The sequence below is a fragment of the Kitasatospora sp. NPDC059088 genome, from assembly GCF_042738155.1.
Lineage (GTDB): Bacteria > Actinomycetota > Actinomycetes > Streptomycetales > Streptomycetaceae > Kitasatospora.
In genome coordinates, this window is sequence record NZ_JBHYGR010000004.1 from 30,702 (window position 1) to 57,297 (window position 26,596).

General features: G+C 71.5%; 25 protein-coding genes and 1 pseudogene. 13 read left to right on the forward strand and 13 right to left on the reverse strand.

The window, feature by feature from the left end; translation table 11 throughout:
* Window positions 1-61 precede the first annotated feature (61 nt).
* Window positions 62-419 (forward strand): annotated as a pseudogene (locus ACFWXO_RS02955) (GNAT family N-acetyltransferase); the annotation flags it as partial.
* Between the two features lie 343 nt (window positions 420-762).
* Here the strand turns inward: ACFWXO_RS02955 and ACFWXO_RS02960 are convergent.
* From ACFWXO_RS02960 to ACFWXO_RS02970, 3 genes are all read right to left on the reverse strand, one after another.
* Window positions 763-978 carry an acetyltransferase gene (locus ACFWXO_RS02960; RefSeq protein ID WP_380521696.1) on the reverse strand — a complete coding sequence of 72 codons (216 nt, stop codon included), beginning with the start codon at window positions 976-978 and terminating at the stop codon, window positions 763-765.
* Window positions 979-1,126: 148 nt separating this feature from the next.
* Complete coding sequence (locus tag ACFWXO_RS02965) at window positions 1,127-1,615, reverse strand: TrmO family methyltransferase (RefSeq protein WP_380521699.1); 489 nt, start codon at window positions 1,613-1,615, stop codon at window positions 1,127-1,129.
* Window positions 1,616-1,657: 42 nt separating this feature from the next.
* A complete protein-coding gene (locus tag ACFWXO_RS02970; protein WP_380521701.1) occupies window positions 1,658-3,022 on the reverse strand; it encodes a tetratricopeptide repeat protein in 1,365 nt (454 codons plus the stop codon).
* 260 nt (window positions 3,023-3,282) lie between these two features.
* Here ACFWXO_RS02970 and ACFWXO_RS02975 point away from each other — a divergent pair, with 260 nt between their 5' ends.
* The 10 genes from ACFWXO_RS02975 to ACFWXO_RS03020 all read left to right on the forward strand — a co-directional run bounded on the left by ACFWXO_RS02975 (window position 3,283) and on the right by ACFWXO_RS03020 (window position 13,215).
* The gene (locus ACFWXO_RS02975) at window positions 3,283-3,855 is read left to right on the forward strand and encodes an ATP-binding protein (RefSeq protein ID WP_380521703.1); all 573 of its coding nucleotides are present in this window, start codon (window positions 3,283-3,285) and stop codon (window positions 3,853-3,855) included.
* A gap of 42 nt (window positions 3,856-3,897) precedes the next feature.
* A complete protein-coding gene (locus tag ACFWXO_RS02980; protein ID WP_380521705.1) occupies window positions 3,898-4,845 on the forward strand; it encodes a hypothetical protein in 948 nt (315 codons plus the stop codon).
* An 82-nt stretch (window positions 4,846-4,927) separates the two neighbouring features.
* Complete coding sequence (locus ACFWXO_RS02985) at window positions 4,928-6,199, forward strand: hypothetical protein (protein ID WP_380521707.1); 1,272 nt, start codon at window positions 4,928-4,930, stop codon at window positions 6,197-6,199.
* 81 nt (window positions 6,200-6,280) lie between these two features.
* Entirely contained in the window at window positions 6,281-7,138 is an 858-nt protein-coding gene (locus ACFWXO_RS02990) for a hypothetical protein (RefSeq protein WP_380521709.1), read from the forward strand.
* Window positions 7,092-8,600, forward strand: coding sequence for a B12-binding domain-containing radical SAM protein (locus tag ACFWXO_RS02995; RefSeq protein WP_380521712.1), 1,509 nt, complete (start codon window positions 7,092-7,094; stop codon window positions 8,598-8,600). The genes ACFWXO_RS02990 and ACFWXO_RS02995 overlap by 47 nt, the downstream gene beginning before the upstream one ends.
* Window positions 8,597-9,223 (forward strand): dTMP kinase, encoded by a 627-nt coding sequence (locus tag ACFWXO_RS03000; protein WP_380521714.1) that lies wholly within the window; start codon window positions 8,597-8,599, stop codon window positions 9,221-9,223. Before ACFWXO_RS02995 ends, ACFWXO_RS03000 begins: the two co-directional genes overlap by 4 nt.
* A 7-nt stretch (window positions 9,224-9,230) precedes the next feature.
* Window positions 9,231-9,689 carry an NUDIX domain-containing protein gene (locus ACFWXO_RS03005; protein WP_380521718.1) on the forward strand — a complete coding sequence of 153 codons (459 nt, stop codon included), beginning with the start codon at window positions 9,231-9,233 and terminating at the stop codon, window positions 9,687-9,689.
* A gap of 203 nt (window positions 9,690-9,892) precedes the next feature.
* The gene (locus ACFWXO_RS03010; RefSeq protein ID WP_380521720.1) at window positions 9,893-11,017 is read left to right on the forward strand and encodes a hypothetical protein; all 1,125 of its coding nucleotides are present in this window, start codon (window positions 9,893-9,895) and stop codon (window positions 11,015-11,017) included.
* A 153-nt stretch (window positions 11,018-11,170) separates the two neighbouring features.
* Window positions 11,171-11,560, forward strand: coding sequence for a hypothetical protein (locus ACFWXO_RS03015; RefSeq protein WP_380521722.1), 390 nt, complete (start codon window positions 11,171-11,173; stop codon window positions 11,558-11,560).
* A complete protein-coding gene (locus ACFWXO_RS03020) occupies window positions 11,560-13,215 on the forward strand; it encodes a hypothetical protein (RefSeq protein ID WP_380521724.1) in 1,656 nt (551 codons plus the stop codon). The genes ACFWXO_RS03015 and ACFWXO_RS03020 overlap by 1 nt, the downstream gene beginning before the upstream one ends.
* Here the strand turns inward: ACFWXO_RS03020 and ACFWXO_RS03025 are convergent.
* The 8 genes from ACFWXO_RS03025 to ACFWXO_RS03060 all read right to left on the reverse strand — a co-directional run bounded on the left by ACFWXO_RS03025 (window position 13,212) and on the right by ACFWXO_RS03060 (window position 21,497).
* Window positions 13,212-13,811, reverse strand: a complete 600-nt coding sequence (locus ACFWXO_RS03025; protein ID WP_380521726.1) for a DUF4913 domain-containing protein — start codon at window positions 13,809-13,811, stop codon at window positions 13,212-13,214. The genes ACFWXO_RS03020 and ACFWXO_RS03025 overlap by 4 nt on opposite strands.
* Window positions 13,804-15,540 (reverse strand): type IV secretory system conjugative DNA transfer family protein, encoded by a 1,737-nt coding sequence (locus ACFWXO_RS03030; RefSeq protein WP_380521728.1) that lies wholly within the window; start codon window positions 15,538-15,540, stop codon window positions 13,804-13,806. The genes ACFWXO_RS03025 and ACFWXO_RS03030 overlap by 8 nt, the downstream gene beginning before the upstream one ends.
* Window positions 15,537-16,910 (reverse strand): ATP-binding protein, encoded by a 1,374-nt coding sequence (locus tag ACFWXO_RS03035; protein ID WP_380407674.1) that lies wholly within the window; start codon window positions 16,908-16,910, stop codon window positions 15,537-15,539. The genes ACFWXO_RS03030 and ACFWXO_RS03035 overlap by 4 nt, the downstream gene beginning before the upstream one ends.
* 152 nt (window positions 16,911-17,062) lie before the next feature.
* Window positions 17,063-18,511 (reverse strand): SCO6880 family protein, encoded by a 1,449-nt coding sequence (locus ACFWXO_RS03040; protein WP_380521731.1) that lies wholly within the window; start codon window positions 18,509-18,511, stop codon window positions 17,063-17,065.
* On the reverse strand, window positions 18,508-19,953 hold the full coding sequence (locus ACFWXO_RS03045) for a hypothetical protein (protein WP_380521734.1): 1,446 nt from the start codon (window positions 19,951-19,953) through the stop codon (window positions 18,508-18,510). Before ACFWXO_RS03045 ends, ACFWXO_RS03040 begins: the two co-directional genes overlap by 4 nt.
* Entirely contained in the window at window positions 19,950-20,561 is a 612-nt protein-coding gene (locus tag ACFWXO_RS03050) for a hypothetical protein (RefSeq protein WP_380521736.1), read from the reverse strand. The genes ACFWXO_RS03045 and ACFWXO_RS03050 overlap by 4 nt, the downstream gene beginning before the upstream one ends.
* Before the next feature lie 183 nt (window positions 20,562-20,744).
* Window positions 20,745-21,014 (reverse strand): hypothetical protein, encoded by a 270-nt coding sequence (locus ACFWXO_RS03055; protein ID WP_380521738.1) that lies wholly within the window; start codon window positions 21,012-21,014, stop codon window positions 20,745-20,747.
* A 3-nt stretch (window positions 21,015-21,017) separates the two neighbouring features.
* Window positions 21,018-21,497, reverse strand: a complete 480-nt coding sequence (locus ACFWXO_RS03060; RefSeq protein WP_380521740.1) for a hypothetical protein — start codon at window positions 21,495-21,497, stop codon at window positions 21,018-21,020.
* 160 nt (window positions 21,498-21,657) lie between these two features.
* On the opposite strand from ACFWXO_RS03060, the gene ACFWXO_RS03065 reads away from it, so the two are divergent.
* Window positions 21,658-22,683: an NlpC/P60 family protein gene (locus ACFWXO_RS03065; RefSeq protein ID WP_380521742.1), complete on the forward strand. Its 1,026-nt coding sequence runs from the start codon at window positions 21,658-21,660 to the stop codon at window positions 22,681-22,683.
* Between the two features lie 136 nt (window positions 22,684-22,819).
* On the opposite strand, the gene ACFWXO_RS03070 is transcribed toward ACFWXO_RS03065, so the two are convergent.
* Window positions 22,820-23,791, reverse strand: coding sequence for a GlxA family transcriptional regulator (locus tag ACFWXO_RS03070; protein WP_380521745.1), 972 nt, complete (start codon window positions 23,789-23,791; stop codon window positions 22,820-22,822).
* Between the two features lie 172 nt (window positions 23,792-23,963).
* Between ACFWXO_RS03070 and ACFWXO_RS03075 the strand changes: the two genes are divergently transcribed.
* Window positions 23,964-25,349 carry a heme-binding protein gene (locus ACFWXO_RS03075; protein WP_380521746.1) on the forward strand — a complete coding sequence of 462 codons (1,386 nt, stop codon included), beginning with the start codon at window positions 23,964-23,966 and terminating at the stop codon, window positions 25,347-25,349.
* Window positions 25,350-25,458: 109 nt separating this feature from the next.
* Here ACFWXO_RS03075 and ACFWXO_RS03080 read toward each other — a convergent pair whose 3' ends face one another.
* Window positions 25,459-26,595 carry a hypothetical protein gene (locus ACFWXO_RS03080; protein WP_380521748.1) on the reverse strand — a complete coding sequence of 379 codons (1,137 nt, stop codon included), beginning with the start codon at window positions 26,593-26,595 and terminating at the stop codon, window positions 25,459-25,461.
* Between the last annotated feature and the right edge of the window lies 1 nt (window position 26,596).

The window sequence follows — 26,596 nt, forward strand, 5'->3', positions numbered from 1 at the left end:
CAGTCTCACGGTCAAGGCCATTCGATTCCACTCCGATCGCGAAATCGTGACGCCGACGGCCCTCAAAGGCGTCGCCTCCGGCAAGCCCTCGGCCGAGGTGGGCTATTGGACCGCGGTGCATGCGTGCGGGCGGAGCGTGGCGCCCCGCGCCCTTGAGGCCCTCACCGGCGGGGCCTTCGCCACCTTCGGGAACGGCGGGCTGGCGCAGCTGGAACTCCTGCATCAGGTGGACAACTCCGTCTCGTGCCGGGTCGCACAGAAGAGCCGGTACGCATTCGACCGCATCCTGCTCGCGGCACCGCCCGCCTTCCCCCCTCGACGGCCATCTGCACATCCGGCGCAGGGACGGCTGTGACCCACCCGCTTTCCACGGATCGGCGCACCTCGCGTCCCTCCCGGAACCGATCCGCAGGCCTTGAGCATTACCGGCCGACAGGGCGTCACGAGGTCGAGAGCCCGCGCTCCTTCGGCGCACGGCCCTGGCCCCCGCCGCCACCGTGACGGCGCGCAGAGATGCCGGTTCCCGCATGCCGCTCGACAGCTGATGTCACAACAACCACTAACTCGCTGTCTCCATTCGTCAGCGACCACCCGGTCACGAGGGAGCGACAGGTGCGGTTCCGGGACGGCGGTGCATTCGATCCTCGCGGACGCTGAGGTCAGTGCTCGGGCGCCCGAACACCGAGTGGACCCAGAGCCGTCGAGCCGCCCGGAAAGGCAGCCGTTGGCGCGCAGGGCGAGCCTGGGGGCGGACCCGGGGGCTCAGCGGAGGGTGCGAATCATGACAGCGTAGAGCGGAGCGCCCTCGAACGGTCGGTGCTCGCCGACCTTCTCGTACGACCACCGCTCGTACATGTCCTGGACCCGGGGGTGGGCGACGTCGACGTAGAGCACAGCCAGCGCTTCGGCGCGTTGGGACGGCAGTGCCTCGTGGGCCTGCCCGGCGATGCCCACCGCCGGCCTGGTCGCGATAGGCATCGGCGTGGACGTCGATGAGCAGTTGGGCGTGGTCGGCGGAAGTCGGTCGGCCCCATAGCGGCGAAGCACTGTCGTCATGGGGATTCCCTGGGTCGTTTCCTCGCGCCACTACCCGTCGACGCGAGGAAACAGTCTCCGGAGGTTTCGATCAGGGCGTGGTGGGGCCAGGGGCGAAGTACTCGTGGAGCATCTCGGTGGTCCAGGAGGGCTGGTGGGTGTCGCCGCGGGGGCCGAACTCGTCGAACCAGGGCTTGACCTCGAGGATCGGCGTGCCGTCGACGGCGTCCAGGTCCTCCACGTGCAGGTCCAGGCCGTCGACCTTGAGGAGGCGGCAGCGGGAGGAGCCGAGCCAGTTGACGCGCCGCATGTTCCGGTGGCCGAAGACGCCGACCTCGGGCCACTGCGGGTTGTCGCGTGGGCGGCGGGCGCCGAAGTTCAGGTCGGTCGGGTCGGTGAGGTGGAAGCGGAAGATGACGTCGAGGTGGGAGAACGCCTCCAGCCCCTTCGTGGCCTCCGGTGGGAAGCGGTCGCCGTCGAGCCGGATGACGGCGCGGGTACCTCCCCAGTAGTCGTCGGTGGGCTCGGTGCGGCCCCCTACCACGTACCCGAGTGCCTCCACGGTGAAGACTTCGGTCACTGTGTTTCCCCTCCTGTGAACGGACCGCGCCAGGTCAGTGGATCAGGCTACAAGGGCCTGTCGGGCCCGTTCGGACAGAGCGGCAGCGCCGGGTACCCCGCGGGCCTGGTAGCGCCGCAAGGTGGTGCGCATGGCCTTGATGGAGTCGGTGTTGCGGGCGGAGGTGATGCCGTCCATCAGGTCGAGCGCGGCGCCCCAGGCGGATACGGCCTCGTCCATTCGGCCTTGTTTGTCGAGGGTGCCCGCCAGCTCATCCGTGGTGAGTGCGTGGATGCGCCGAAACTGGTCGGGGTCGCGGCCTGCGAGCGCATTGCGGCGGTGCTTCTCCGCGTTCTTGTGGTCGCCGAGCTCTGCGAGCGTTTTGCCGGTGTGGGAGCTGATGGTGGCGCCTGCCGGCCCGGCCGCCAGAGCGTAGTCGGCAACCGGGTCGTCGGTACGGGCCAGGGCGTCTTCGGCGGAGAGCAGGGCGGCTGCGGCCTTTTCGCCCTGGCGGGTGGCCCCGTAGGCGCGGGCGCTGGTGATGAGCAGCAGTGCCCGGGTCTGAGGGTCGATGCGGCCGGCCGACCGGCGGAGGGCCTCCTCGGCGAGGTCGACGCAGTGCTGAGGCTGTTTCAGGTTGAGTGCCTGGTGGGCGAGGGCTCGCATCATCCACGCGCCGTGACCGTGGAAGTCGGCCACGCACGCGAGCTGGTAGCCGAGGAGGTAGTAGCGCTGAGCGGCGCCCTCCTGGTTGAGGTCATGGTGCTTCCATGCGAGCAGGTAAGCCAGTTCGGCGACGGCGTTGAAGGCGTCGAGGCGTACGGCCGGGTCACTGTAGCGGCCGCTGAGCATGGGCGCGGCGGCGTCGGTGAGGTAGAAGGTGGCGGAAGACAGCCCGTGGCCACCTCCCAGCTGTTCGTCGGCGGCCCTGAATGCCTGGACGGTGTTCCGGACGGCTGCCACTTCGGCCTTTCCCACCCGGGCGCCGGGCTGGCGGGCACGCAGCGTACGGGCGACGGCTTCGTGGTCGTAGCTCAGCGGCAGAGCGACGGCTGAGGAGACGTAGACGGCCCGTTGAAGAAAGTCGCGGCGGCTGATGTCCATCATGGCCCTTCCCAAGTCAGCGGTAGCGGCGACCGGGTCGGTGGCCAGTGTCGGCAGCTCCTGCGGTTGAGCATCGCCGTACCCGATCTCGTCCAGTGTGACCAAACGCCCGACGATCTTGCTCAGTGCCTGTGCCAGGTATTCGGGGTTGCGCCCCCTCGGGCGCCGTTGGCCACCACACCACAGCGACACGGTCGCCTTGCTCGTGCGGGTATCAAGGTCACCGTTGAGCGCGGCTTGCTCGCGGTGGGCGCGGGCCACGACCTCCAGCTTCAATCCGTAGCTGCTGATGAAGTGCTGAAGAGCAGTGCTGGATGTCGTCATGAGTCACATCCCGGTCTTGGCTGTTAACCCTGTAAACCACTTTCCGTGGTGACGAGTGTACCGAGAGCCACTGCTTCGGTGTTGAACTGATTGTGCGCCTCGACGCAGCCGAACGTACCGTCAACCTGCGGAACTGGCAGGAGCCTTGGATGGTCGCGCTGCTGCGAATCCGATTCCGGTCGAGTCGAGGTGCCTTGGCAGAGGCAGCCGTACGGGCTGCCTCCACTATTGCCCTGGTCCTCTGGAAGTGAGGCGCCCCAATGAAGCCGACATCACGAACCACCACGGTGACGTTCCCCGCCGAACTGGCTCGGATCGGCGTCGTTCGCCGCTGGGTGGGGGCGCAGCTGCCGGAGCTCGGCCTGCGCCTGGACGATCCGTTGGTGGACGACGTCCAGTTGGTGATGTCCGAGATCGCGGCCAACGCCGTGGTGCACGGCTGCGACGGGGGCCGGTCGGACGTGGAGCTGACTGCCGCTCTGCGCCTCTCCCCGACCGGGGTGCTGCGGATGTCCGTCGCCGACCCCGGGCCCGGTAGGCCCGAGTCCCGGAAGGCGGGGGAGGGCGCCACCAGCGGCAGGGGTCTGCTGCTGGTGGCCGGGGTGGTCGACCGGTTCGGCGTCGATGAGGGGCCGGACGGCAAGGTGGTGTGGGCCGAACTCGACCTGCCCGAGGCGGCGCGGCCCGTCCCCGCATCGGTCGCGGGTAGGCAGGTCGAGTCGCAGGTCGTGGTGCTGTGCACCGGCGCCGCCGTGCGGGTTGGGCGGCCCCGGTCCGCCGTCGGTGTGCGGCCCGGTCAGCAGCCTGAGCTCGACCGGATACCGGCGGCGTAACCACCCCACCCGCCCATCGACTTCGTACCGGAGGACTGCGCCGTGAGCGTCGGACCGCGCACCAGAACGCTGACCAGGATCACCAGTGAGGGCCGCAGGCACGAGGTCGCGGCCGCCTACGCGGCCCTGACCCAGGTCTGCACCGACACCGGCGACAACCCCTCCCAGGCCGAGCTGGTCGGCGAACACCCGCACCACGCCTGGTGGTTGCCCGCCTCCAGGGCGCTCGCCCTCGTGCATGCCGACGCGGACGAGGCAGGGGCCCTGCTGCGCGGTGCCCGGCTGCTCCACGAGCACCGGGTGGCCGCCGTGGCCCCGGACTACGACCAGGTCCGGATCGCCCACGGACGCGCGGTCACCTTCTGGCGCAGCCCCGGGCACCCGCTGCGCGACGTCGCCGCGAGCGCGCGGCTCACCGCGGCCGTGCACCGGATCCGGCCCGGCGCGGCCCTGTGGCTGGAGGACCACGACCCGTTTGAGGGGCTGCTGGACGGCCTGGACGACGTCGCGCTGGACGACGCGAGCCAGTGGTTCCTGCGCGAACGCGCCGCCGAGCTGCGCGAGGAGTGGGAGCGCGCCGAATGGCCGACGCCGTCCACGGTCATCCTCGGCGCACGCGCCATCGCCCCCTGCTACGGCGACGGTTCCCACCCCCGGCTGTTCCCGCAGTACCCGTTGCGGTACGGACACCGGGAGTGGGACCTCGTCGCCGCCCGCTGGCACACCGAGTTGCTGCGCGGCCACCGCGACGACCTCCACGCGTACACCGCGGCCTACACCGCCTACAGTCGCGCAGCCCTTGCCCCGCCCTACGGCCAGATCGGGGCCTGGCCGGACTACCAGACCGTGCGGGACGTCGTCGTGCTCACCGCCGTGACGGACACCGTGCGGCGCGCCCACCTCGACACGCATCTGCGCAGGCAGGCCGCCCACCAGGTGGCCTGCCTGCGCGGCGCCCACCGGCCTCCCTGGACCTGGGGGAGGCGATGACCTTCCAGCCCGGCTCCGCCCGCTCAGCCCTTCGGCCCGCGCGGCTCCGTCGGCGGACCGTCACTGAACGAGAGAAGCAACCATGATCTTCACCCTGTCGGACGGCACCCGGGCCGAACTCCTCCTGCCACCGGCCGCCGACCTGCTCACTCAGGACCCGGGCACCATCCCCGTCCCGGAACGGCTGATCACCGACGGCTGGCTCACCCCCGTGACCGCCCAGCTCCTCCACCTCCTCGACCACGCCGACCCCCACGCCCTCGCCACCGCCTCCCACACCGTCCCCGGCCACACCCAGCTGCTCCTCGCCCACGCCCACCAGGACCAGCCCGCCCTCCACCTGTGCCTGCCCGACGGCACCCCCACCCCGCCCCGGGCCGCCGACCACACCGTCCTCCTGTTCCCCCTCGCGGGAATCCTGGACCTGGCCCTGTCCCGCCACCAGGACGACGCCGACCAGCGCCGGCCCCAGTACCTGCGCAGCCTCAACCCCGGCCAGCTCTGCGCCATCCACAGCGGTGCCACCACCGAACTGACCGCCCCCGCCCACAGCGTCCAGCTCGTCCTCACCCACCACCCCCTCGCCGCCCCCGACTCCCGACCGCTCACCCCCGCCGAGTACCAGGTCGCCGTGAAGGAGGCCCGTACCCGCCTCTCCCGGCCCGAGCCCCACGACTGCCGCAGGCCCGGCACCAGCCTCCAGGACATCCCCTACCTGCACCACGCCACCCTGGCGCAGCTCCACGCCCAGCAGGACGCCCTCCACCACCTCGCCGTCCACAAGAGCACCCTGTCCTACCTGACCACCACCGCCGTCCTCGACTACGAGCGCTTCGAGGCCAGCCGCACCACCCTGCTCCTGGACCGCATCGTCCTGGCCCTGGACACCTGGCGCGGCTTCGAGATCCGCCTCAACACCAACCCCCGACCCGCCAACCAGCGCCTTCCGCACACCCACGGCTACGCCTTCGGCGCCCGCGTCCTCACCGGCGGCTACCTCCACACCGTCTCCACCCGCACCGACGGCCGCGACACCGGCCCCTTCACCGCCGACCAGCTGCGCCCGGCCGTCACCACCACCGAACTGCCCGGAAGCTCCTACACGCTGGGCACCACCCTCGCGCACCAGGCCCTCATGCGCCCCGACACCACCACCCTGATGCTCCGCGGCCCCTACACGGCCACCGCCCACGCCGCCACCGACCTCGTCCCACCCGTCGATTCGTGGCCCCGGCCTGCCGACGGCGCCCCGCCCGTGCACTCGCGCCCCATGACCGACGCCGAACACCACGCCCTGTACCAGGCCCTCGCGGCGGACGGAGTCATCGAGCCCCTGCCGCGCGGCAACCGGTGAGCAGCAGCCGTGCCCGACGGCGCCCTTCCCGGCTTGGCAAGCTGGGGCACCACCAACGCCACCCGAGGCAAGGAGCCACCCGTGCATGCCGTCCTGACGACCGATCACCCCGCCTGGCAGCGCAACGCCACCACCGGCCACTGGTACCGGCCCCTGCGCACCGCCGGCGGCCGGTGGCTGGCCACGCTCACCCCGGCAGGCCTCGGCCTGGCCCGCGCGGGCGGTGCGGAGGACCACGAGCCCGCCGTCGTGACCACCGACCCGGGCGACCTGCCCGACGCCGTGCCGACCGCCCTGCGCACCGGCGTGCACGCCCTCGGGCCGAGCGTGCGCGTGGCCAACCCCTGGCTGTGGGACGCGATCACCACCGCGATCCTGCGCCAGGTCGTCCGCGCCGACCAGGCCCGCAAGCTCTACCGCACCTGGTGCGCCGTCCACGGCACCGAGCTGCCCGCCCACGGCTACACCCACCACACGGCACCCGGGCCCGACGCGGTGCTCACCCTCACCGACGAGCAGTTCGCCGCCGTCGGCACGACCTTCCACCGCACCGCGCTGCGCGCGGCCGCCACCGCCTACCTCGAACACCGCTCCCGCTGGGAGCAGTTGGACGCCGCAGCCCTGGTCGCCGCACTCGTGAACGTGCCGAGGATCGGCCCCTGGACGGCAGCCGCGGCCGCCGCGGACTTCACCGGCGACTTCTCGGTCTACCCGCACGCCGATCTCGCGGTCCGCACCTGGGCCGCCCGCATCGCCCCCGACCACCCCTGGCCCGCCGCCGACAAGCCGAAGAAGACCGAGGCCCTGTTCGGCGCGCACTGGCACCACCTGGCCGGCCACGACCCGCGCCACCTCCACACCCTGACCCTGTCGACACTCACCTGGGGGGCCCATGCCCGCACCGACCAGCTCGAAGGATCGGACCGGCACCACCCGTGACCCGGTCGCCGGTGCCGACCCGCACCGGATCCTCGACTGCCTGTTCGTCAACGCCCCGCTGCGCGACTACGACCTGCGCCCGCGCGTCAACGACTACACCCTGCCCGTCCTCGGCATGGGCTACCTCGCCACCCACGCCGCCCAGCACGGCTTCAACGTCGGCATCCTGGACGCCGAGGCCCACGGACTCGGCGTCCAGGACACCACCGACCTCATCAACGAACTGAGGCCGCGCTGGGTGGGCTTCAACCTCCTCGCCCCGACCTACGACCTCACGGCGAGGATCGCGGCCGGGCTCGACCCGGTGATCTCCCTGATGGCCGGCGGCCACCACGCCAAGGCCGACCCGCAACGTGTGCTCGCCGATCCGCGGTTCGCGCGGCTGGATGCCCTGCTGGTCGGCGAGGGCGAGACCCGGGTCACCGCGCTCCTCGGCGACGTCCACCGCCGCCGGGAGCTGCCGAAGGTGATGTGGCGCGACCGCCTCCTCGGCACCACCGCCACCGGCATCCCACGGAACGGTGACACCGCCCGCTGGCTCGCCCCCGACATCAACTCGCTCCTCCTCGACCGCCGCTACCTCACCCAGGACCCGTTCCAGGCCGACGACGGTCGCTGGGAGGCCAACCTCGTCTGCTCGCGCGGCTGCCCCTACGAGTGCGGCTTCTGCGGCGCGGCCGCTTCCATGAACCCCGAGGTCAGCATCCGTACCCGTACCCCCGAGAACATCATCGCCGAGATGCACCAGCTCCACGACCTGTACGGCTGCACCGCGTTCAGGGCCGTCGACGACCTGTTCCTCGGCGCGCGCCGCATCATCCACCCCGCCCTGGAGGCCTTCGCCGCCGAACGCATCGGTGAGAAGTACGTCTGGGACGCCACCGGGCGGATCAACGTCCTCGACCGCGAGGACGACACCGTCCTGGAACAGCTGCGCGCCAACGGACTGCGCGAGGTCGCGCTCGGCATCGAGTCCGGCTCCCCGCGGATCCTGCGGGCGATGGACAAGCGGATCACGCCCGAGATGACCCTCGACATCACCCGTCGACTCCTGGAACGCGGCGTCGGCGTCAAGGGCTACTTCATCCTCGGCTACCCCGGCGAGACCCGGGACGACGCGCTCGCCACCCTCGCCCACATCCGCGAACTCTGGGCCCTCTCGGACCGCTCGGAGGGCACCTTCCGGGCCTCCGCCTTCACCTTCCGTCCCTACCCCGGCAGCCCCGTCTTCCAGCGCCTCGTCCAGCAGGGCCACGACCCCGAGGCCCTGCAGACCTACCAGGACATCGACCTCACCGACCATGGCGCCGACGAGGCGATGCGCGGCCGTGACGAGTTCAACTTCGGCACCGGCCAGCAGTTCGGCGACGTCCCCCTCGCCCAGCTCCACGGCTGGCTCGCCGACATCTCCCGCGAACAGCACCACCGCACCACCAGCACCCGTCAGGAGGTCAGGACATGAGCGGCCTGCTGATCAGCGTCGACGGGCCCAGCGGACTGGGCAAGTCCACCGCCGTCGCCGCCACCGCCCGCGCTCTCGCCGCGTCCGGACACACCGTCCACACCGCCACCGGCCCCTCGACCACCCCCTACGGCACCGCAGTACGCCAGGCCGCCGCGACGATGCGCGGCCGCGCCCTCGCCCTGGCCGTCGCCGCCGACCGCCTCCACCAACTCGACACCGACATCCGCCCCCACCGCGCCGCCGGCACCACCGTACTGATGGACCGCTGGATGGCCTCCACCCTCGTCCTCCAGCGTGCCGACGGCGTCGACGTCGACTTCCTCCTCACCATCAACCAGGGCGCCGACGTCCCCGACCTCGCGGTCATCCTCACCGCCGACCCGGACACCGTGCAGCGCCGCCTGGCCGTCAGAGGCACCCGGCACCGCTTCGAGCTCGACTCCGCCGCCACCGCCCGCGAACTCCGGCTCTACACCGAGGCCGTCCCGATCCTGAACCGCCTCGGCTACCGGCTCCACACCATCGACACCACCCACCTCACCGCCGAGCAGACCGCACAGGCCATCCTGGGAGCAGTCCCGGACCGAGCGATCAACACCAAAACTCCGCAGGGAAGTTAGAGAGAGCATGAGTAGCAGCACAACCACCCCGCCGCCGGTGGTCGACGTCCACGTGATCGCCCGCACCCCCGACGGCAAGATCCTGCTGTCCCAACGAGGCGGCCCCTACGGCTACGGCCAGTGGCACGCCCCCAGTGGCAAGCTCGACCCCGGCGAGAAGCCGGCCCACGGCGCCGCCCGCGAACTCGACGAGGAGACCGGCCTCCTGGTCGACCCGGACCACCTCCGCCTCGCCTACACCGTCCTGCACCACCAGGACCCCACCACGCTGCGCCTCGGCCTGTTCTTCGTCGCCACCGAGTGGGAGGGCGAGCCCGTCAACCGCGAACCCGAGAAGTGCCTCGATCTGCGCTTCTTCGCCGAGGACGCCCTGCCCGAGGAACTGATCCCCTACCCGGCCGCCGGTATCCACGGAGCCCTCACCGACCCCGGCGGCCTGGCGCACCACAACTGGCCTGCCGCGTAGAGGCGGGGGAGGCCTGGTGCATCCCGGCCTCCCCCGGAGGACCCCGATGTGACGTGGTGCCGGACAGGGGGCGCACTGGTCGACGACTGCGATCGGCGGGACGCGTCGATCGCGGGGCACCGGATCACGCCGTGCTAGACCAGGGGTGGTAGTCGCTGCTGCGAGTGCATCGGCGCGTGCCTGGAGCGTGAGGGAGACGGCGAATGCGCTCACCACGGCCGGCGGAACAGGAGGACATCATCCTCGGCGTTCCTCCGACGAGTGGTCAGAGGACCTGGGACCGGCTCGCTGAGGAGGATGCCGCAGCGGCCGGTCTCGCAGGCAACTGGCTGGCGGGCGCCAGGGCTGATGGCGAGGCCGCAGTGCAACAAGAAGCCTCGATGGCCAACTTTGCCCCACAGCCGGACGAGTTGCCGCTGTGGGACCAGTACAGCATCAGTTCCTCGGAACCGGTCAAGACGACGGACCAGGCCGGACTGCCTGACCTCAAGGCGCAGCTCCGAGAGGTGGTCGAAGCCTGGACGGAGATCGTGCCCGAGGGCAGCCGTTCGGTCGACGATCTGAGGGCGGCCCTGGAAGCCGATGTCGAGGCACTTCAAGTCCGATGGCGGCACATCACCACGACTCCGGCCGCACCCGAAGCGGCGGTGGCGACGGGCGTAACAGGCTCCTCCACCGCTGGGCGTAGCGCCGAGGCCGTCAACGCGGCACTCCGCGCTGCCGATCGAAGCCACCCGGCCCTTCAAGGTCTGCGGGAATGGCGAGAGATCCGAATCGTGCGGGAAGCGGTCGCTCGACTGTGGCGGAACATCGCGACGAAGGCAGGCGAGTGGGCCCACCGGCTCCTCGCCGACCACCGTGTTTCCGAGTTCCTGCGCAACGCATCGATCCACGCCTGCGAGCGAATCGCCCAACTGGCCCATCAGGGAGCTGACCTGCTGCGCCGGAGGCAGGGGGCACTACCCACCGCCGCGACCCTGCTCGTCCTCGGCGAGACGGCGAGTGCCTACAGCACCTCTGCGCGGAGTCGGACCAGCCTTCCCACGGCCGTGGCACTGCTCTCCTCGGGCACCGCTCTGCAGTCCGCTCCCCGGAGCAGGTCGTCCTCCGGCACCATCGACGTTCCCGACCTTCGCAGGATGGGTGAAGCGTTGGAGCGCCCGAGCCCGATGACTGTGCAGGGTCGGCGCGTCTCGGCGGACGCGGCGAAGGCCAGGTCGGGCCGTCAGGCACAACGGCGGTCGGCTGCCGGCGTCGGGGAGCAGCCCGCACACCTGCGACCCGATGGAGTGGCCGTCCAGCAGGGGCGTCGTCCGAAGCAGAGGTGAGTCACGTCAGAGGTGCGCCCACTGTGTTCACCCGATCCGGTGAGTTTCACCACCCGACAGCCCGCGTCGATCCACAGGGCAGGGTGACCGCGTCCATCGAGCCGCCGCCCGTGGTTGCCTGACGTCGTACAGCGACCCGAGGAGGACCGAACTATGAACCCGAACTCCGCTACGGCGGAACGCGTCGAGCTGGCAGCCGCTGCCGTTCTGAGGAACACCGCCGTTGCCGCGCACGCGCTCGCCGACCTGGCCGTGCGTGACGACCGCTACGACCAACTGGCCGCCCTGGCCGCGGCCTCCTACGCCACCGAAGCAACGATCTACCTACCGTTGCCCGACAGCGTCCCCGGCGACCTCGGCCGAGCGGCGGACCACGACCTGGTCGGCCGGCTCACCGCCCTTGCCGACGCCCTGGACTCGCTCGCCCGAACCTCGGACGACGTCCAGCAGCTGCGGGACCGCCACACGGCCGCCCTCCACACCCGCGACGCGGCCACAGCGCTGCGCAACGCCCTGCCGGTCGACCAGGGGCCCGTCGGCTGATGGACGTCACCTGGGGCGACTTCATCACGCTCGCGGCATCCAGGCTCGAGTACGCCCTGGCGGCGCTCACCCTCGCCGACGCCGAGAGCCGCAGCACCCCGGGCCAGCACGCCGCCCGCAGCGGCGCGCTGGCGGACGTCTTCCAACTGCTCCACCGCAACACCGATCGCTTCGGCCCGCACGCCCCCGACCCGCTCGGTATCGCGGAGGGCGACGTCTCCCGACTGCACAGCAACATGGACATCCTCGGGCGCTTGCTGCGGGACGAGTCCTTCTACGCCTGGTCCGAGCCCGACCCCGCGGCCTCGCACCTGACCGACGCCGTACGTTTCCTCCGACTCGCGGGTGACCTGCTCGCCAGCCATCACGGTCCGGACGGCGAAGCCCGCAGCCCGTACGCCGCCTACCTGGACAGCGGTGGGGTTGCGCGGCACGTCATCGCGGAGACCGCCGAACTCGCCAGTGTTGCTGGGCGGGTGGCGGTACGGATCGGCCAGCTGTGCCCGCCCGATCGTCGGGTGGTCCGCAGCCACACCGTGGCCTACCGGCTCAGGGAACGCGCGGTGCTGATCGAGCAGGCGACCATCGGCATCCACCGCCAGCTCAGCTCGCCCCGCCCGTCCGTGCCGGCTCCCGGCCTTCTCCACCTTCCGGCTGCCGCGACCGTCCCGCCGTCCCCGGTCCGGCCGGGAGAACCGCAGGGGGAAGCGCTCCGGGCCGCCGGTGCGGGTCTGGAGTGGCTCGCCGCCCACGCGGCGCAGCAGGCGTCACGGAACCTACCGGACGCCACCGCCGCCGAGCTGTCGATCGCCTCCGACCACTCCGCGGTCGCGCACCTGCTCACCGCCCGTCTGATCGCTCACACCCGAGATCTGCTGAGCGCCGATCCCGTGGCCCGCGGTCTCCTCGACACGGCCGGAGGCGCCCTGCGCACAGCGGCTCAGGCCTGGCAACAGGCCGCGGCCGGCTGGAAGTCCGGCCTCGGGAGCGCACCGGCGACGGTGAACCCTCGCTTCGTACGGGAGGCCGAGTTCGCCGTGGTCCGGATCGGCCGCACTCTCTTCTCCTCCGGCTGGACCCCGCGTGACGGCGGTCGGCGCACCCCCAGGGCCGCGGACGAGATCATCCGGGCCCCGGCCGACACGTCGCACCTGCTGGCCGTCGTCCACGCTGTTCCCGCTGCGGGCCAGGTCCTCGCCGAGCACGTCCCCCGCATCGCGGAGGCGCTGGTCCGGCGCGGAGCCCTGCTCAGCTCCGACCCCGCCCACAACCCGAGAGGCAGCGCGCCCTCGGACCAGATCAAGGACGGCTGGACCAGGTGGTACCCGGCGTCGCCCGAGCAGATCCGCGAGGTCACCGAGGCGTACAACCGCGCCCGCCAGGCGTCCGCGGCCGCGCAGACCGCGACCGCCCGTGCGGCCGAGGCGGTCGGCCACCCGCTCGGACGGGCCGTTCTCGACGCCGATCGCCGGAACACGCTCGGCTTCACCGGCGACCCCTCCTACGACACCCGGCGTGTGCAGGCCGCCGCGGCGCGCGCCCGGAGCACGAGGGTGCCGGCGCGACCGCTGGAGCCGGCTCGGATGCCCGCGAACCGGGCGGCCGAGCTGGCGCGGGAGGTGGCCAGCGTGCAAGCGCACCGGAGGACCCGTTAGCCGTCGGGTCGGTTGTCGTCCTGAGTTGTGCACCAGGCGCTCGGTACGGTTCCGGGTAGCCGGTGCTCGATCCGGTGCTCGCCCTTGGTACAGCCCGAGAACGGGCCACCTGGTCCGCGCAGCGCCGCCATGCAGGGGCGGTAGTGGTCGCGGTACCAGGTGCTCGGACCGGTGTAACCGCAGACGGCGGGGTCGGTGAGTTCCTGCCAGGCCAGCCACAGCGCGTGCAGGGCGCCCACCGCGTCCCAGTGTTCGGTCCAGAGATGGCACCAGCGGGCCTCGGCCGAGGGCTCGCCGAGGCAGCCGGGGACCAGGACTCCCTCCACCCACTCGGCGAGCAGGCGCAGCTCCGCGTAGAGTTCCTCGCCTTCGAGGAGGAAGATGAACGGCGGGTAGCGCGGGTCGTTGTGCTCTTCCGGTGCTGTTTCCGGTTCCGCGCTGCCGGTGGCGAGTCGGCCCGTTGCCTCCGCCGCGCTGCGCGCGACGGCTTCCACCTTGACGCGCATCGCGGCCAGTTCCGCCTTGAGGTCCTCGACGTCCTCGGACATCGAGACCATGGTGGGGGTGTGCGTGCCCGAACTCGGGTGTTCAGCCACGGCGTTGTGCCTTCCGCTCCTCCCAGGCGAGATTGGCTCTCTTGGCGATGGCAGCCTCCTCGGTCTTCATGGCGGGGCCGAGGTGTGCCATGGCCTGCTCCTCGTACCAGGGCCGCAGGGCGATCTGGGCGACGGGCATGCCGGTGGCCAGCAGCAGGGCGGTGCCGCGCTTCATGGCGCGGATCTGGGCGGGTTCGAGGATCTGCTCGCGCTGTTCGCTGATCGAGGTGGAACCGCCGTCGCGGCTCCTGGTGTAGGAGCCGCGCGTCACTTCGTGGTTGCCGACCAGGGTGGCGATGTCGTTGACGAACCGGGGGTCGTCGAGGCCCACCCCGATGATCTTCTTCGTGCTGGCTCCCCAGAGGGCGTTCATGCCGGCCTCACCCCAGGCCCGCACGCCCTGGGCGTAGCTCTGGAAGATGCTGAGCGCGGTGATGCCGCGCGAGCCGAGGTGGCTGTAGAGGTCCGGAAGGTCGGCGATGGGACAGATGTTGGCGACCTCGTCGAGGACCGCGCGCATCGGCTCGGGCAGACGTCCGCCGTGGCGCTCGCCGGCCTCGGACGCCGTGGTGAACACGGCGTCGGTCAGGGCGGCGACGATGGCGGCGGCGGCCCCGGACTTCTTGCTGAGCAGGTACAGGGAGTCCCGGCTGAGCGCGAACTCCTCGGGTCGGAACCGCGGACGGTGCCGGTCCGGGAGCATCCAGGCGAGCACCTTCTCGTCGCGCAGCGCCGAGACCGCGGTACGGGCGTTCTGGTAGATGCCGGACTGCGTCTCCTCGGCGATGTTGATGGAACTGTCGACCTGCTCGGCCAGGACCTCCTCGTACCGGTAGAGGATCCGCAGGGGTGCCCGCTCCTTGGGGTCGGCCAGCCAACGGAGCACGTCCCGCACGGTGGCGCCGTCCCACCAGGCGGCGCGGAACATGCCGACCAGCAGGTCGCTGGCTCCCTGGGCCCAGAACGGGTCGGCGGTGTCGCTCTTGACCTGGGCGATGAAGTGCGAGGCGAGGCGCTCGGCGCGGTCGAGGGTCTCGGCCTCGGCGATGATGTCCCACCACCAGGCGCGTTCGACCTGGGCGATGCCCTGGGTGTCGAAGGTCCAGGCGTTGCCCGCCCGTCGGCGGGCGGCGAGCGTGGCGGCATAGACGTCGGGTTTGTTGCTGGTCACCAACAAGGAGGCCGGCGCCCCTTCGGCGACGGGGATCGCCAGCGTGCTCGACTTGCCCGCGCGAGGGGCCATCAGGGCGAGGTAGGTGTCCTCGTCGGAGCCCCGCAGTTCGACGCCGGTGGGGAGGTGGTCCCCGAGGAGCACGCCGCGATCGCGCGGGGCGACGTCGCGTGCTCTGACGTCCCGGAGGGAGGCGCGCAGCCGGGTGGCGGTACGGGCGGCCCGCCTGGGGGCGAGATCGCGCACCTGGTGCAGGGTGGCGAGGTGGGAGGCGTTGTGGAACCAGCGCAGGGCGGCCCACAGACCCCAGACGACCCCGGCGACGACGGCCAGGTCGAAGAACGCGGCGCCGATCCCGCTGGCCGTCGCGGAGTGCGGCCAGACGGAGTGCCAGTCGCGCGTCATCTCGAAGACCGTGTACGGGCTGAGCGGAGGGGCGTCGGCCTCTGCGAGAACAGCCCCGACCGCGGCTCCCGCCCAGGTGGACGCGGACAACACCATCGAGCCGCCGACGAGGACTCCGCCTGCGAGCCACATCCGGTCGTTCTCCGTCATCATGGGCGGGCACTCCCAGGCTCGTTCTCCACCGAATCGGTGTGGTACAGCCGGCGCTCGGTCGCGGTGAGCTCCATGGCGGCGGCGATGCCGGGCCGCGTGCCCAACTTGATCAGGTACTTTCCGCGGCCCGGGTGGATCTGGTCGGAGGTGTCGAGACCGCTGCTGGTGGCCGAGGCCCAGGACTCGATCATCATGCGTTCCTGTTCGGTGAGGGCCCGTCGCCCCGAGACCCGGCCGAGTTCCTCGCCGGTGGAGCCGCCGATCACCCAAGTGTCGCACCTGTCCATCAGCCCTCGTGCCTTCGCCCGGTCCTCCTCGGTCGGGAGGGACTCGGAGTCGAGGGTCGAGTGCGTCGCGTAGATGCTGACGTCCTCCGTGGTCCGGTTCAGGCGGCTGATGGCGTCCATCGCGTCGACCAGGCCGGGGCCCGCGCGCAGCGCCCGCCACATCTCGTCCATGGGGAGGACGAGTTTGCGGCGCAGCAGACCGAGACTTCGCGCGCTGTCGATGGAGGAGTAGGCGTAGGCCCAGCTGGCGATCATCCCGGCGGAGACGACGTCGTTGCCCCGGGCCCTGAGGGCACTGATGTCGACGGAGACGGCCGGTGCGTTCAGATCGATCGGCGACGTGGTGGGTCCGTCGAACATCCCCTTGAGCGGACCACCGACCAGGTTGTCCAGGCCGGCCACGATCGAGCGGGTCAGATCGAGGTACGTGTCGCCCTCGGCGGCGAGCTTGGCCCGTAGCACCTCCGGGGCCTGCCGGAGGACGGCGGTGACGTCCGGAACCACTGGATCGGCGCCCGGGACGGCGTCCGCGGCGAGTTGGACGGCGGTGGTCAGCGCCGAACGCTCGATCTCGTTCGCCTGGCGGCCGAGCCCCACCCGGGTTGCCAGCAGGGCCCCAAGGGTTTCCAGACGGCGGCCGGTGAGGACGTCGAGCAGGGCTTCGCGTTCGGCAGCGGGCAGACCGGGCAAGCGGTGCTTGAGCGGCCCGGAGTCCAAGGGGTTGATCCGTTCGGTACCGGTGCCGATCCGCAGGACACTGCCGCCGAGTTCGCGGACCAGTACGGCGTACTCGCCCTTGACGTCGGCCGGAACGCACATCATGTGGCCGTACGCGACGTACACCAGGCAGATCCGTTTGATCAGGGCGGACTTGCCGACACCGGGCTGCGCCATCACCCAGACACCCGGGTTGGTGGTGAGCCTGCCGGTCCAGCCGGACGGGTCGATGCACACCAGCTCGCCGGTGAGGACGTCGCGGCCGACCGGGACTCCCCGTGCCGGCAGGCCCGCGCCCAGCAGGAACGGGTCGATCAGCGCGATCTGACTGGTGGGGCCGGTGTAGACGGCACCGGTGTCCTCCACCGCGACGCGGCCTGCGAACGGGCCGCCCCAGCCAAGCCGCGGCGCGTGGATCCGGCGTGCGTGTCCCAGGAACCGCACCCGGCCCGTGGGAGTCTCTTCGTGGGCCCACCGAGGAGTGCGGAGCTGCGCCTTGTCCGGCATCGAGAACTCCTCTACTTCACCAGGGGGTTGTAACCGATGGGCAGTCCGGCTGCGAAGACGGCGGCCTGAGCACCGAACGCCGGTCGCATGCGGATCCCCCGGGTGCCGGCGACCGCGAGCTTGAGTTCCTGTTGGGCGGCGGGAAGATCGGAGGGCTTGTCGGCGGTGACGGTGACCCACAGGGTCCAGTCGACGACCTGGGCCCCGCCGGCGACCTGACGGGCGGCCTGCTCGGCACGCTGGTAGTCCGCCTTCTGACTCCACCTGGCGCGGCCCTTCACTTCGGCGGTGGCCTGTGCCCGGTGCTCGGCGGCGGAGATCTCCCGCTCCAACAGTGCCTCGCCCTCGTGCGGATCCAGGACCCGGTAGCCCAGGGTGATCCGTCGGCGGAAGCGGCCCGGGGCCAGCAGCGGCAGCAGAGTGCTGTAGGGAATCGGGCGGCGGGGCATCTCCTGGAGCACCCAGCTGGCGGACACCGCGCCGTCGTGTGCATAGGACTCCACCCAGTCGTCGGCTGCGATCGGACCGCAATCGCCCCACTGCAGTTCGTCGAACTGCTCGTCCCGGGCGAGGGCCACGCCGGGGTCGTACGCGGAGCGGACGATCCGGCGCAGGTCGGTCGGGGTGGTCCGGCGGACGATGTCGGTGCCGGTCCCGCTCAGGTCCAGGGTGTCGACCACCCGAAGCGTCTCGCCGACCTGTTCGGCGAGGTCGGTCGGGGGGTTGGCGGTGGCACGCGGATCGACGGTGACGCTGAGCCAGGAGGCGACCTGGGCGGTGGCACGCGGAGTGGTGCGCACCAGCTCGTCGATGACGTCCAGCGCCAGGCGAGGGGCGTCGGGTCGCCGCCGGTGCTGGACGTCGTCGGCCAGGGCCTCGCCGGCTCCGGGGGTGATCTGGATGGTGACCGAGGCGCCCTTGATCTGCTCGGCCGTCGACATGGTGTTGAGGACTTCGCCCCACGTTCGCAGCCCGGAGCGGACGGCACTGGTGGGGGCCATGAGGCTTCCCCTGGGTGCGAGCAGGGTGGAGACCGTCATCCGACCCGTGGTGCGGTCGTGGACGACGCCGACCTTGCGGCCGCTGGTCGGGTCGTGGGCGGCGATCAGTGACGAGCTCGCCCCTACCCCGGGCAGGTCGAGCACGTAGGGCTGGGGGAGGAGGACCCGCCGGTAGGAGGTGGTCCCCGTGCGGTATCCGCGCTGCCACGCCAACTTGGCCCGGTAGTAGGACAGCGCGGACATCCCGTGCCGGCGGACGGCGGCCAGACCGACGACCGCCCCGGTCAGCGGGAGGGTGACGAGCAGGCTGGCCGGGTGGCGGACGCCGATGAGGCCGTCCGCGGTCAGGACCGCTGCCGCACCGATCGTCGCTTCCTTCGACAGGTTCCCCATCCCGAAGGAGCGACGGGTGCGCAGGCCGCTCACCATCAACCCGTCGGGTACCTCGTGGGCACTCACAGCTGTCCCTCCGATCCGTTCCCGATCTCACCCGCGCCGCGCTGTACAGCGCTGTTCAGTCCGTCCAGGACCTGGATGGCGAGCGCTGCGCCACCCGCTGCGGCTGCGCCTGTCGCAACGCCTGAGCCGCACGAACCCGGCACGCCTTCGGCACCGGGCATGCCGTCAGGGCTCCCGGCTGGTGCGGGAATCCGGGCAGCCCCGTTGCGGGCCGCCTGGGCGAGCGCGTCGCCGCCGGTCGACGACTGCTCCTCGGCCCCCGCGCTCGTGGACATCGACCGCTCGACACGGCGGGCATGTTCGACCGCACTGGTCGCCCCGTCCCCGCCTTCGGCGGCCGGGCCTGCGGAGTCGGCGCCCTCGCTGCGCCCCCTACGGGCGGCATAACCCGCCGCAGCCGACATGGCGGCGACCGCTCCGCCCGAGCCCATGGCAGTGCCGACTTCGTCGGCGACCGGTCCGAAGATCCGCACCAACGCGGCCGGAGCGAGTGCCCCGAGCAGCAGCGTGGTCAGCCCGCGCAGCCATTCGACCACCGAGTCGGCATGGCCGAACTCGGCGAAGCCGGTGCAGATGATGACCGCGACCATCGGCTTGTACACGATGCCGATGAGGATCGACCTGATCAGCAGCGGAGCCCACTTGCGGGTGGTCTCGCCTCCCACCCGGCCGGCTCCGGCGATCGGCAGGAGCAGGCACTGGATCGGAATCGCCGAGTTCCGAAGGAAGATCAGCACGAGCTGGACGAAGCCGACCGGCACCAGGACCAGCAGGCCGCAGATCACGATGAAGGGGTTGACCACATGGGGAACCAGGACGTCGACGATGTGGCCGGTGGCGGTCCCCGTGTCGCCGAAGGTGCTGTCGACCAGCCCGTCGGTCAGCGTGTCCCCAGCCCTGAGCAGCAGTGCGACGCCCGCGACACCGCCCACGCACAACAGGCAGTTCTGCAGCCACCCGCTCAGGGCCTGCCCGAGGTGACGCATCTGCCCGGTGACGGCCATCCGCCCGATCTGCCACATCAGGCCGACCGCTGAGATGATCAGCCCGAGCCACACCAGCATGCCGGCCAAGGTCGCATGCTCACCGAACAGCCCGGTGTCCTCCAGCCGCAGCGACGGCCCCTGGAGGGCGACCGTCAGTGTGAACTTCACCAGGGCCTTGACGAAGGCGATCCCGGCTTTGAGCAGTTCCCCGATGGTGGAGCTCCAGACGTCGTTCCACTCGGCGTCGATCGTCCGATCGACGGTCTCACCGATGTGCTCGCAGTGGTGGCCGTTGGTGAGGTAGTCGTAGGCGCCGACCACCCCGTAGTCACAACCTGCCTGGGCGAGCGAACCGATGATTCCGGGCTTGTCGTCAGCGATCGCGGGCGGGGCGAGCGCGACGAGGCCGCACAGGGTGACGACAGCCAGCAGCACGGCGACCAGACGGTTCCTCACGAGGCCTGCCTGATCGCGGTCCAACCCTGCGCGTTGAAGGCGGGGTCGCCGGGGGCCGCGATCTCCGGCACCGAGTCCGGAGCCGGGGACGTACCGCCGGTGGGGTCGAGCTTCCAGTCTCCGTCCCGCCACACCACCCCGATGGTGCCCACCGCGTACGACACGGCCTCGGGCCTGGTCTCACCGGCCTTCTGGGCGGTGCGCAGCAGCAAGTGGGCGGTGACGGAGTCGGGTTGGGCCTGGACGAGCTTGAAGCCGACCAGGTGGGTTCGAACCCAGGCGCCGGCCGGCAACGGGCCCGATTCCGGCAGGCCCATCGTGGAGCGGGCGCGTGCGTCCGCCTTCGCTGCGCCCTGACGGATCCGCTGCTCCCTGGTCGGGGTCCGATCGGAGGCGGCCGTGTAGGTCCTGTAGAAGGTGAGCTGCTCGTCCACCAGGGTCGTGGAGCCCTCGACGTCGAAGCCGGAGGAGGCGACCAGCATGCCGATCGCGCCGTCGGTGCTGTGGGGGAAGCCGACCTCCCGACTGCCGACGGTACGGGTGCCCCGGGGCGCGGCGAGCCATCGCTGCGGTTCGGTCCACGTGGTCGGCAGGCTGTACGTCGACACCGGTAGCGGGGGCGCTGCGACCGTGGTGGCCGGGGGTTCGCTGGGCTGAGCCTTCGACGGCTGAGCATCGCCACCGGACAGGGCCGTGTAACCGGTCAGGCCGACGACGATGGCGAGCAGCGCCCCCGCGCTCCACAGGGCAGAACGTGAGAGGACTCCGTCCCTCCTTCGGGTCCGCACTGGTCAGCCCACGATGCCGTTGAGGATGCTGATCAGCGAGCCGGACAACAGGATCGCTGCGACTCCGGCCCCCATCCACTTGAACGGTTCGCTGCCGCCGCCGTGGCGGCTCTTCTCGGCCGTGGCGAGCTTGAACACACCGAACCCGGTGGCGAAGACGCCGGCGAGGACGAGGAGCCACAAGCCGTAGCCGAACAGGGTCGAGACCATGCCGTCCATGCCGGGGATCTTGGTCGGCTTGGCGGCAGGGATCAGGTCTTCCGCAACGAACATCTGTCACTTCCCTTCGAGCTGGGCGCGCAGCCGGGCAGCCGCGCGCGCCACGACGGCATCGGCCAGGGCGTCCTCCGCTCGCTCGACCGAGCGGAGTACCGGCAGGTACGGCAGGTAGGTGGTTCCGGCGAGGCGTCCGCCGAGCGCGCGGAGACGGTAGCGGGCGGCCGGCGCGGGACGGGCAGGAGCGTCGGCGACCACGACCAGCCAGGGCCTCGGCACCGCGCCCGTCGGCCAGCCCTGGACGATCACCTCGACCGAGGCGATGCCGTAGACGGTGCTCGGGGCGACGAGGACGGGCTGGACGCCGTACGGCACCGCTTCCCCCGGCCCGAGGCCACAGGCTCGTGTGCCCCGGCCGCCCTCGTCGTCGAGCATCCGGAGCACGACGGCGGAGGCGATGTCGTATCCGTGGACCGGCAGTACTCCGTACAGCGGGACGACGCGCGTGCGCTGAACGGGTACCACCGGATCGGCTGTCATGTCGCAACCTTCCCTGGCTGCTTGCGTTGGCAGATCGAACTCCTTCGGCCACAGAGGGTAGCGTAGTCATTCGACTGCATGGCGTAACGGAATCGGCCGTTCGGAAGGCACGCGCAGCCGCCCGTTCGGACCCATCCGTGCACGACTCAAGGGGATTCCGGTGAAGAAGGTGCTGCTCGGATTCGGTGGGCTGCTCGTCCTCTTCCTCGGCGTGATCGGTGCGGCGCTTGCCCTGGTGGCGACGGCGGGGGCTGTCGAAGCGGATCGTGTGGCGGTGGACGGCGTGCCCGAGGCGTATCGCCCCTGGGTGTTCCGGGCCGCCCGCCAGTGCCACGATCCGGGGCTGACCCCGGCCCTGCTCGCGGCCCAGTTGTTCGAGGAGAGCGGCTTCCGGGTCGACGCCCGCAGTCCGGCCGGCGCCGAGGGTCCGGCGCAGTTCATGCCGGGTACCTGGGCGACCTGGGGGCGCGACGACGACCAGAGCGGTTCCGCGTCGCCGTACGACATCGGGGACGCGGTGATGGCACAGGGCCGCCTGATGTGCAGCTTGCTCGTGCAAGCGCGGGCATCGGGCATCGCCGACGACCCCCGGCGCCTGGCGCTCGCCGGCTACAACGCGGGCTGGGCTGCGGTCCAGGGCAGCCGTGGTGTTCCGCCCTACGGCGAGACGCAACGCTATGTAGCCGAAATCATGGGGAACTTGGGCCGCTTCGGCGGAGCCGGCCTGCTGTCGGAGATCTCCGGCAGTGGTGTCGGCCCGGCCGCCGCGAGGAAGGCCGCCTCCCAGCTCGGTGTTCCCTACAGCTACGGTGGCGGCAGCCCCGTCGGCCCGAGCCACGGCCACTGCGACGGCGAGGACGGCTTCCGCGGCGGCCAGTGCCTGGCCGACTCCACGCTCGGCTGGGACTGCTCAGCGCTGGTCCAGTACGCCTACTGGCCTGCCCGCCAGCTCCCCCGCACCGCCGCCGAGCAGTACGCCGCCACGGCCGACCACCCCGTCGCCCAGGCCGAACTCCGAACCGGCGACCTGCTCTTCTGGCGCCACGGCAACGGTCACGTCTACCACGTGGCCCTCTACCTCGGCGACGGGGTGATGATCTCCGCGCCGAAGACCGGGGACGTCGTCAAGAGGGCTCCCGTCACCGACATGCCCGCCTCCGACTTCGCGGGTGCCACCAGGCCGTAGAGGGTGTACGACGATTTCCCGCTGGCCGACGTACGCAGCTCCCTGGGGGTGGGAGGCTTTGGTCGAGAGCCGACGGATTCCCGCTGCCCGAGGATGAGCGCAGGGAAGAGACTGCTCCGTACAGCTTGGAAAGCGGTCAATGGCTCTTTGCAGCGGTGGAGTTGAAGGTCTCGCGGTAGGTGCGTGGCGGCACCCCGACGTGTGCCTTGAACAGGGTGCGGAAGTTGGCCGGGGTGCCCAGGCCACAGCGTCGGGCGATGGCTTCGACCGTCAGGTCGGTGGATTCCAGGAGGTCCCGGGCGAGGCCGAGTCTTGCGTCGAGCAGCCAACTCATGGGCGGTCGGCCGGTGTCGGTGTGGAAGCGGCGGATGAGTGTGCGGCGGGACATGCCGGCCTGGCGCGCCAACTGGTCGACGGTGAGCGGTTGGTGGAGGTGGCACAGGGCCCACTCGTACACCGGCATTGTGGTGCCGGAGGGGTCCGCGGTCACCGGCAGGTCGGCGAACTGGGCCTGACCGCCGGTGCGGTGCGGGGCGGTTACCAGGAGGCGGGCCCGCTGGTTCGCCAGACGGGCGCCGTGGTCGCGGCGGATGAGGTGCAGGGACAGGTCGAGGCCCGCGGCGACGCCGCCCGAGGTCAGCACCTGGCCTTCGTCGATGTACAGCGCGTGCGGCTGCACCGTCACCTGCGGGTACTGGCCGGCGAGTGCCGCGGCGTAGCGCCAGTGCGTGGTGGCCCGGCGGCCGTCGAGCAGGCCGGCGGCGGCCAGGGCGAACGCCCCCGAGCAGATGGACACCATCCGGCTGCCGCGGGCCGCCGCCTGTGCGAGGGCGGCGGTGACCGCGGCGGAGGGCGGGTCGGGCTCCAGGTACCCCGGGACGATCACGGTGTCCGCGGTCTCAAGGGCGTCCAGCCCGTCGATGACGGACAGCGCCGGGCCGCCGTGCATCGGCACCAGGCCCGGCCGTTCCGTGCACACCGTCATCGAGTACGGCCCGTCCGGCCAGCTTCCGAAGACCTGCAACGGGATGCCGATGTCGAGGGCGAGGACGTTCTCGAGCGCCACCACGACCACGTGGTGCTTGCCGTCGGAGGTGTGGGCTCCCATGGCACGATCCTATCCCTGGATGGCACTCGTGCCACTGACTGCCTCGCTCCGTCTGCGCCTACGGTCGGTTCATGACCACGGGAAACGCTCTCCTGCCGTCACCACCGGGTGCGGTGGTTGTGCACGGCCTCGACGGGGACGCCTCCGCGGTGAGCCGACAGGGGTGAGCACCATGAGGATCAAGCTGGATGGGGCCCAGGCCGCGATCGAAAGAGCCCGCGCCCACGCCGTGGCGATCGGCGTCCCGATGAACATCGCCGTCGTCGACGGCGGCGGACACCTGGTCGCGTTCGCCCGAATGGACGGGGCGATCCTCGGTTCGATCGAGATCGCGCTGGCCAAGGCGAAGACGTCGGTGCTGTTCGACGCCCCGAGCGAGAAGCTGTGGGAGTTCTGCGGGCCCGGCGGCCCGGCGCCCGCGACCGAGCACACCAACGGCGGGCTGATCCCCTACGCGGGCGGCCTGCCCCTGTACGACGGCGACGCCACCCTGATCGGAAAGAGAGCTGCCGTGACCACCGACGCACCCCTGCCCGTCTTCGAACGGCTCGGCCTCCCGGACACGGACCTGTCCCGGGACGCCTACGCCTGTGCGCAGCGGGCCACACCCGACTTCGTCCTCTTCCACAGCGTCCGCAGCTACGTCTTCGCCCGCGCCCACGCCCGGCAGCAGGGCCTGCGCGCAGGAACCGACTACGACGACGAACTGCTGTTCCTCAGCTGCGTCTTGCACGACATCGGGCTGAGCGAGGAGGGCAACGGCGACCAGCGCTTCGAGGTCGACGGTGCCGACACCGCGGCGGCGTTCCTCCGCGAACGCGGCGTCGAGGAACGGCGCATCGCCATCGCCTGGGACGCCATCGCCCTGCACACCTCGGAGGGCATCGCCGGGCGCAAGGGCCCAGAGGTGCGGCTGGCGCAGGAGGGCATCGGCACCGACATCCTCGGAGTCCGACGCGAGAGCCTTCCGGCCGGCCTCGCCGACGAGGTGCACGCCGTGCTCCCGCGCATGGACCTGGCCTACGCGCTGAGCGACGCGATCGTCGCCCAGGCCACCGCCAAGCCGCAGAAGGCGACTCCGCTGACCTTCCCGGGAGCAGTGCTGCGCCACCATCTGCCGTACGGCGCTCAGCCCACCTGGTACGACCTGATCGCCATGGCGGGTTGGGGCGACCGTCCCGTCGGCGCCGTCGCCCGGCGCCGTGCCCGGACGCCCGAGCAAGTCGGGGCCATGTTCACGGAGTACCTGGCGGCGGGTGACATCGAGGGCCTGCTCTCGCTGTACGAGCCGCACGCCCACTTCGTCCCCACCCCCGGAACCCACCTGGTGGGCACCGAGGCCATCCGGAAGGCCCTGCGACAACTGATCGACAGCGGCGCCCGACTCGAGCTCGAACTGCGCGAGATCCGGCAGGTGGACGGCATCGCCCTGGTGTCGAACACCGCCACGCTCACGGGCGCCGGCCCCGAACCGGTGATCTCCACGACCACGGAGATCCTCCGGCGCCAGCCGGACGGCGGCTGGGTCCACATCGTGGACGACCCGTTCTTCACCTGACCGCCTACGCCCCGCACCAGCCGCCCGCCGGTGGTCCAGGCCTCCTGACCGTCGGGCAGAGAAGCGCGTCGACCGGAACGGCTTCCAGCTGGGCATGCAGGGCCTGGGCTCACCTGGACCGTCCGGTACCAGGGCGAGGGACGGGAGCGCCGTGCGGAGCGGTGCCGGGGCCGGTGAGTGCTGTGCCACGCGTTCGTGAGGGAGGAGGTCCGGCGGCCGCTGACGAGGCCCTTGCCGCGCTGGTCACGACTGGGCCCGACGCGAGGTCGTCGTGCGTCGGGCGGTGCAAGGCCGCGACGGTGGCGTGGATCAGGCGGGCAGTGAGCTGGGAGACGGGGCCAGCCTCCCAGCCGCGGTCGCGCATCAGCCGGACGAGGTGGTCCGGGACGGACCGGCCGTCGTCCTGCATACGTGCCATCCGGGCGGCCAGCAGGGGCCACTGACGGGAGCCCACCAGCAGCCCCGCCTCGCGTTCACGGCCGGGCATCGCCTCGTGGACCCAGCGGACGAAGCGGCCGTTCTCCGCCTGGCTCACCCCCAGCTGCGCCAGCGCCCTACGGCGATTTCCGAGGTCGAGGTCCTTCGGCAGGTCCAGGCCCACCGTCAGCGGACCGTAGGAGAGCACGGCGTCCCGGCTCGGAGCAGCGCCCGATCGCTGAGGGGCGTTGAGCGTCCGGCCGACCGCACGGTCGACTCCCAGCCCCTCGGCGTAGGCCGCGGCCAGGACCCGTCGGACGTCGATGCCGTGGTCGTGGAGTTCCTGCATGGTCGCGGCGATCTCCGGCCAGATGGGGGAGGAGAGGACGGCCTCGCGCACCGGGCCCGCCGGAACGGTCGCACGCAGCACCCGCGCCCACTCCTGCGTCCGCCCCGCTGCGACCCGCGCCGAGTCGGCGGCGACCGCGTCCCGGACCGCGACGGCGATGTCCCCGACCTGCGGGAGGAAGTGATCGAGGTCGACACCGGCCTGCCGCAACGCGACCAACTGCTGTGCCATGGCGGGCCAGTCCGGACCGGACATCAGGGCCCACGCGACGTCCGGGACGAGCCTGGCCTTCACGTCCCCGGCCGCCTCGGGGAGGGCCTGGTCCACCGGCGGCAGCTGGCGTTCCCCGCCCGTCCTTCGCTGCGCCGCACGGCGGACCGCGTCCGCGACGGCGAGCACCAGCCGTACCGCCATCGTGGATGCCTGCACCGCTTCGCCGACGGCCTCGGCGAAGGGCTCGCCCGGGTAGGGCATGGTCATC

Coding starts and splice junctions, on each gene's coding strand:
- ACFWXO_RS02960 (WP_380521696.1), bottom strand. CDS start 978: ATGCCTATCGCGACCAGGCCGGCGGTGGGCATCGCCGGGCAGGCCCAC.
- ACFWXO_RS02970 (WP_380521701.1), bottom strand. CDS start 3,022: ATGACGACATCCAGCACTGCTCTTCAGCACTTCATCAGCAGCTACGGA.
- ACFWXO_RS02975 (WP_380521703.1), top strand. CDS start 3,283: ATGAAGCCGACATCACGAACCACCACGGTGACGTTCCCCGCCGAACTG.
- ACFWXO_RS02985 (WP_380521707.1), top strand. CDS start 4,928: ATGATCTTCACCCTGTCGGACGGCACCCGGGCCGAACTCCTCCTGCCA.
- ACFWXO_RS02995 (WP_380521712.1), top strand. CDS start 7,092: ATGCCCGCACCGACCAGCTCGAAGGATCGGACCGGCACCACCCGTGAC.
- ACFWXO_RS03000 (WP_380521714.1), top strand. CDS start 8,597: ATGAGCGGCCTGCTGATCAGCGTCGACGGGCCCAGCGGACTGGGCAAG.
- ACFWXO_RS03005 (WP_380521718.1), top strand. CDS start 9,231: ATGAGTAGCAGCACAACCACCCCGCCGCCGGTGGTCGACGTCCACGTG.
- ACFWXO_RS03010 (WP_380521720.1), top strand. CDS start 9,893: ATGCGCTCACCACGGCCGGCGGAACAGGAGGACATCATCCTCGGCGTT.
- ACFWXO_RS03015 (WP_380521722.1), top strand. CDS start 11,171: ATGAACCCGAACTCCGCTACGGCGGAACGCGTCGAGCTGGCAGCCGCT.
- ACFWXO_RS03020 (WP_380521724.1), top strand. CDS start 11,560: ATGGACGTCACCTGGGGCGACTTCATCACGCTCGCGGCATCCAGGCTC.
- ACFWXO_RS03030 (WP_380521728.1), bottom strand. CDS start 15,540: ATGATGACGGAGAACGACCGGATGTGGCTCGCAGGCGGAGTCCTCGTC.
- ACFWXO_RS03055 (WP_380521738.1), bottom strand. CDS start 21,014: ATGTTCGTTGCGGAAGACCTGATCCCTGCCGCCAAGCCGACCAAGATC.
- ACFWXO_RS03060 (WP_380521740.1), bottom strand. CDS start 21,497: ATGACAGCCGATCCGGTGGTACCCGTTCAGCGCACGCGCGTCGTCCCG.
- ACFWXO_RS03070 (WP_380521745.1), bottom strand. CDS start 23,791: ATGGGAGCCCACACCTCCGACGGCAAGCACCACGTGGTCGTGGTGGCG.
- ACFWXO_RS03075 (WP_380521746.1), top strand. CDS start 23,964: ATGAGGATCAAGCTGGATGGGGCCCAGGCCGCGATCGAAAGAGCCCGC.
- ACFWXO_RS03080 (WP_380521748.1), bottom strand. CDS start 26,595: ATGACCATGCCCTACCCGGGCGAGCCCTTCGCCGAGGCCGTCGGCGAA.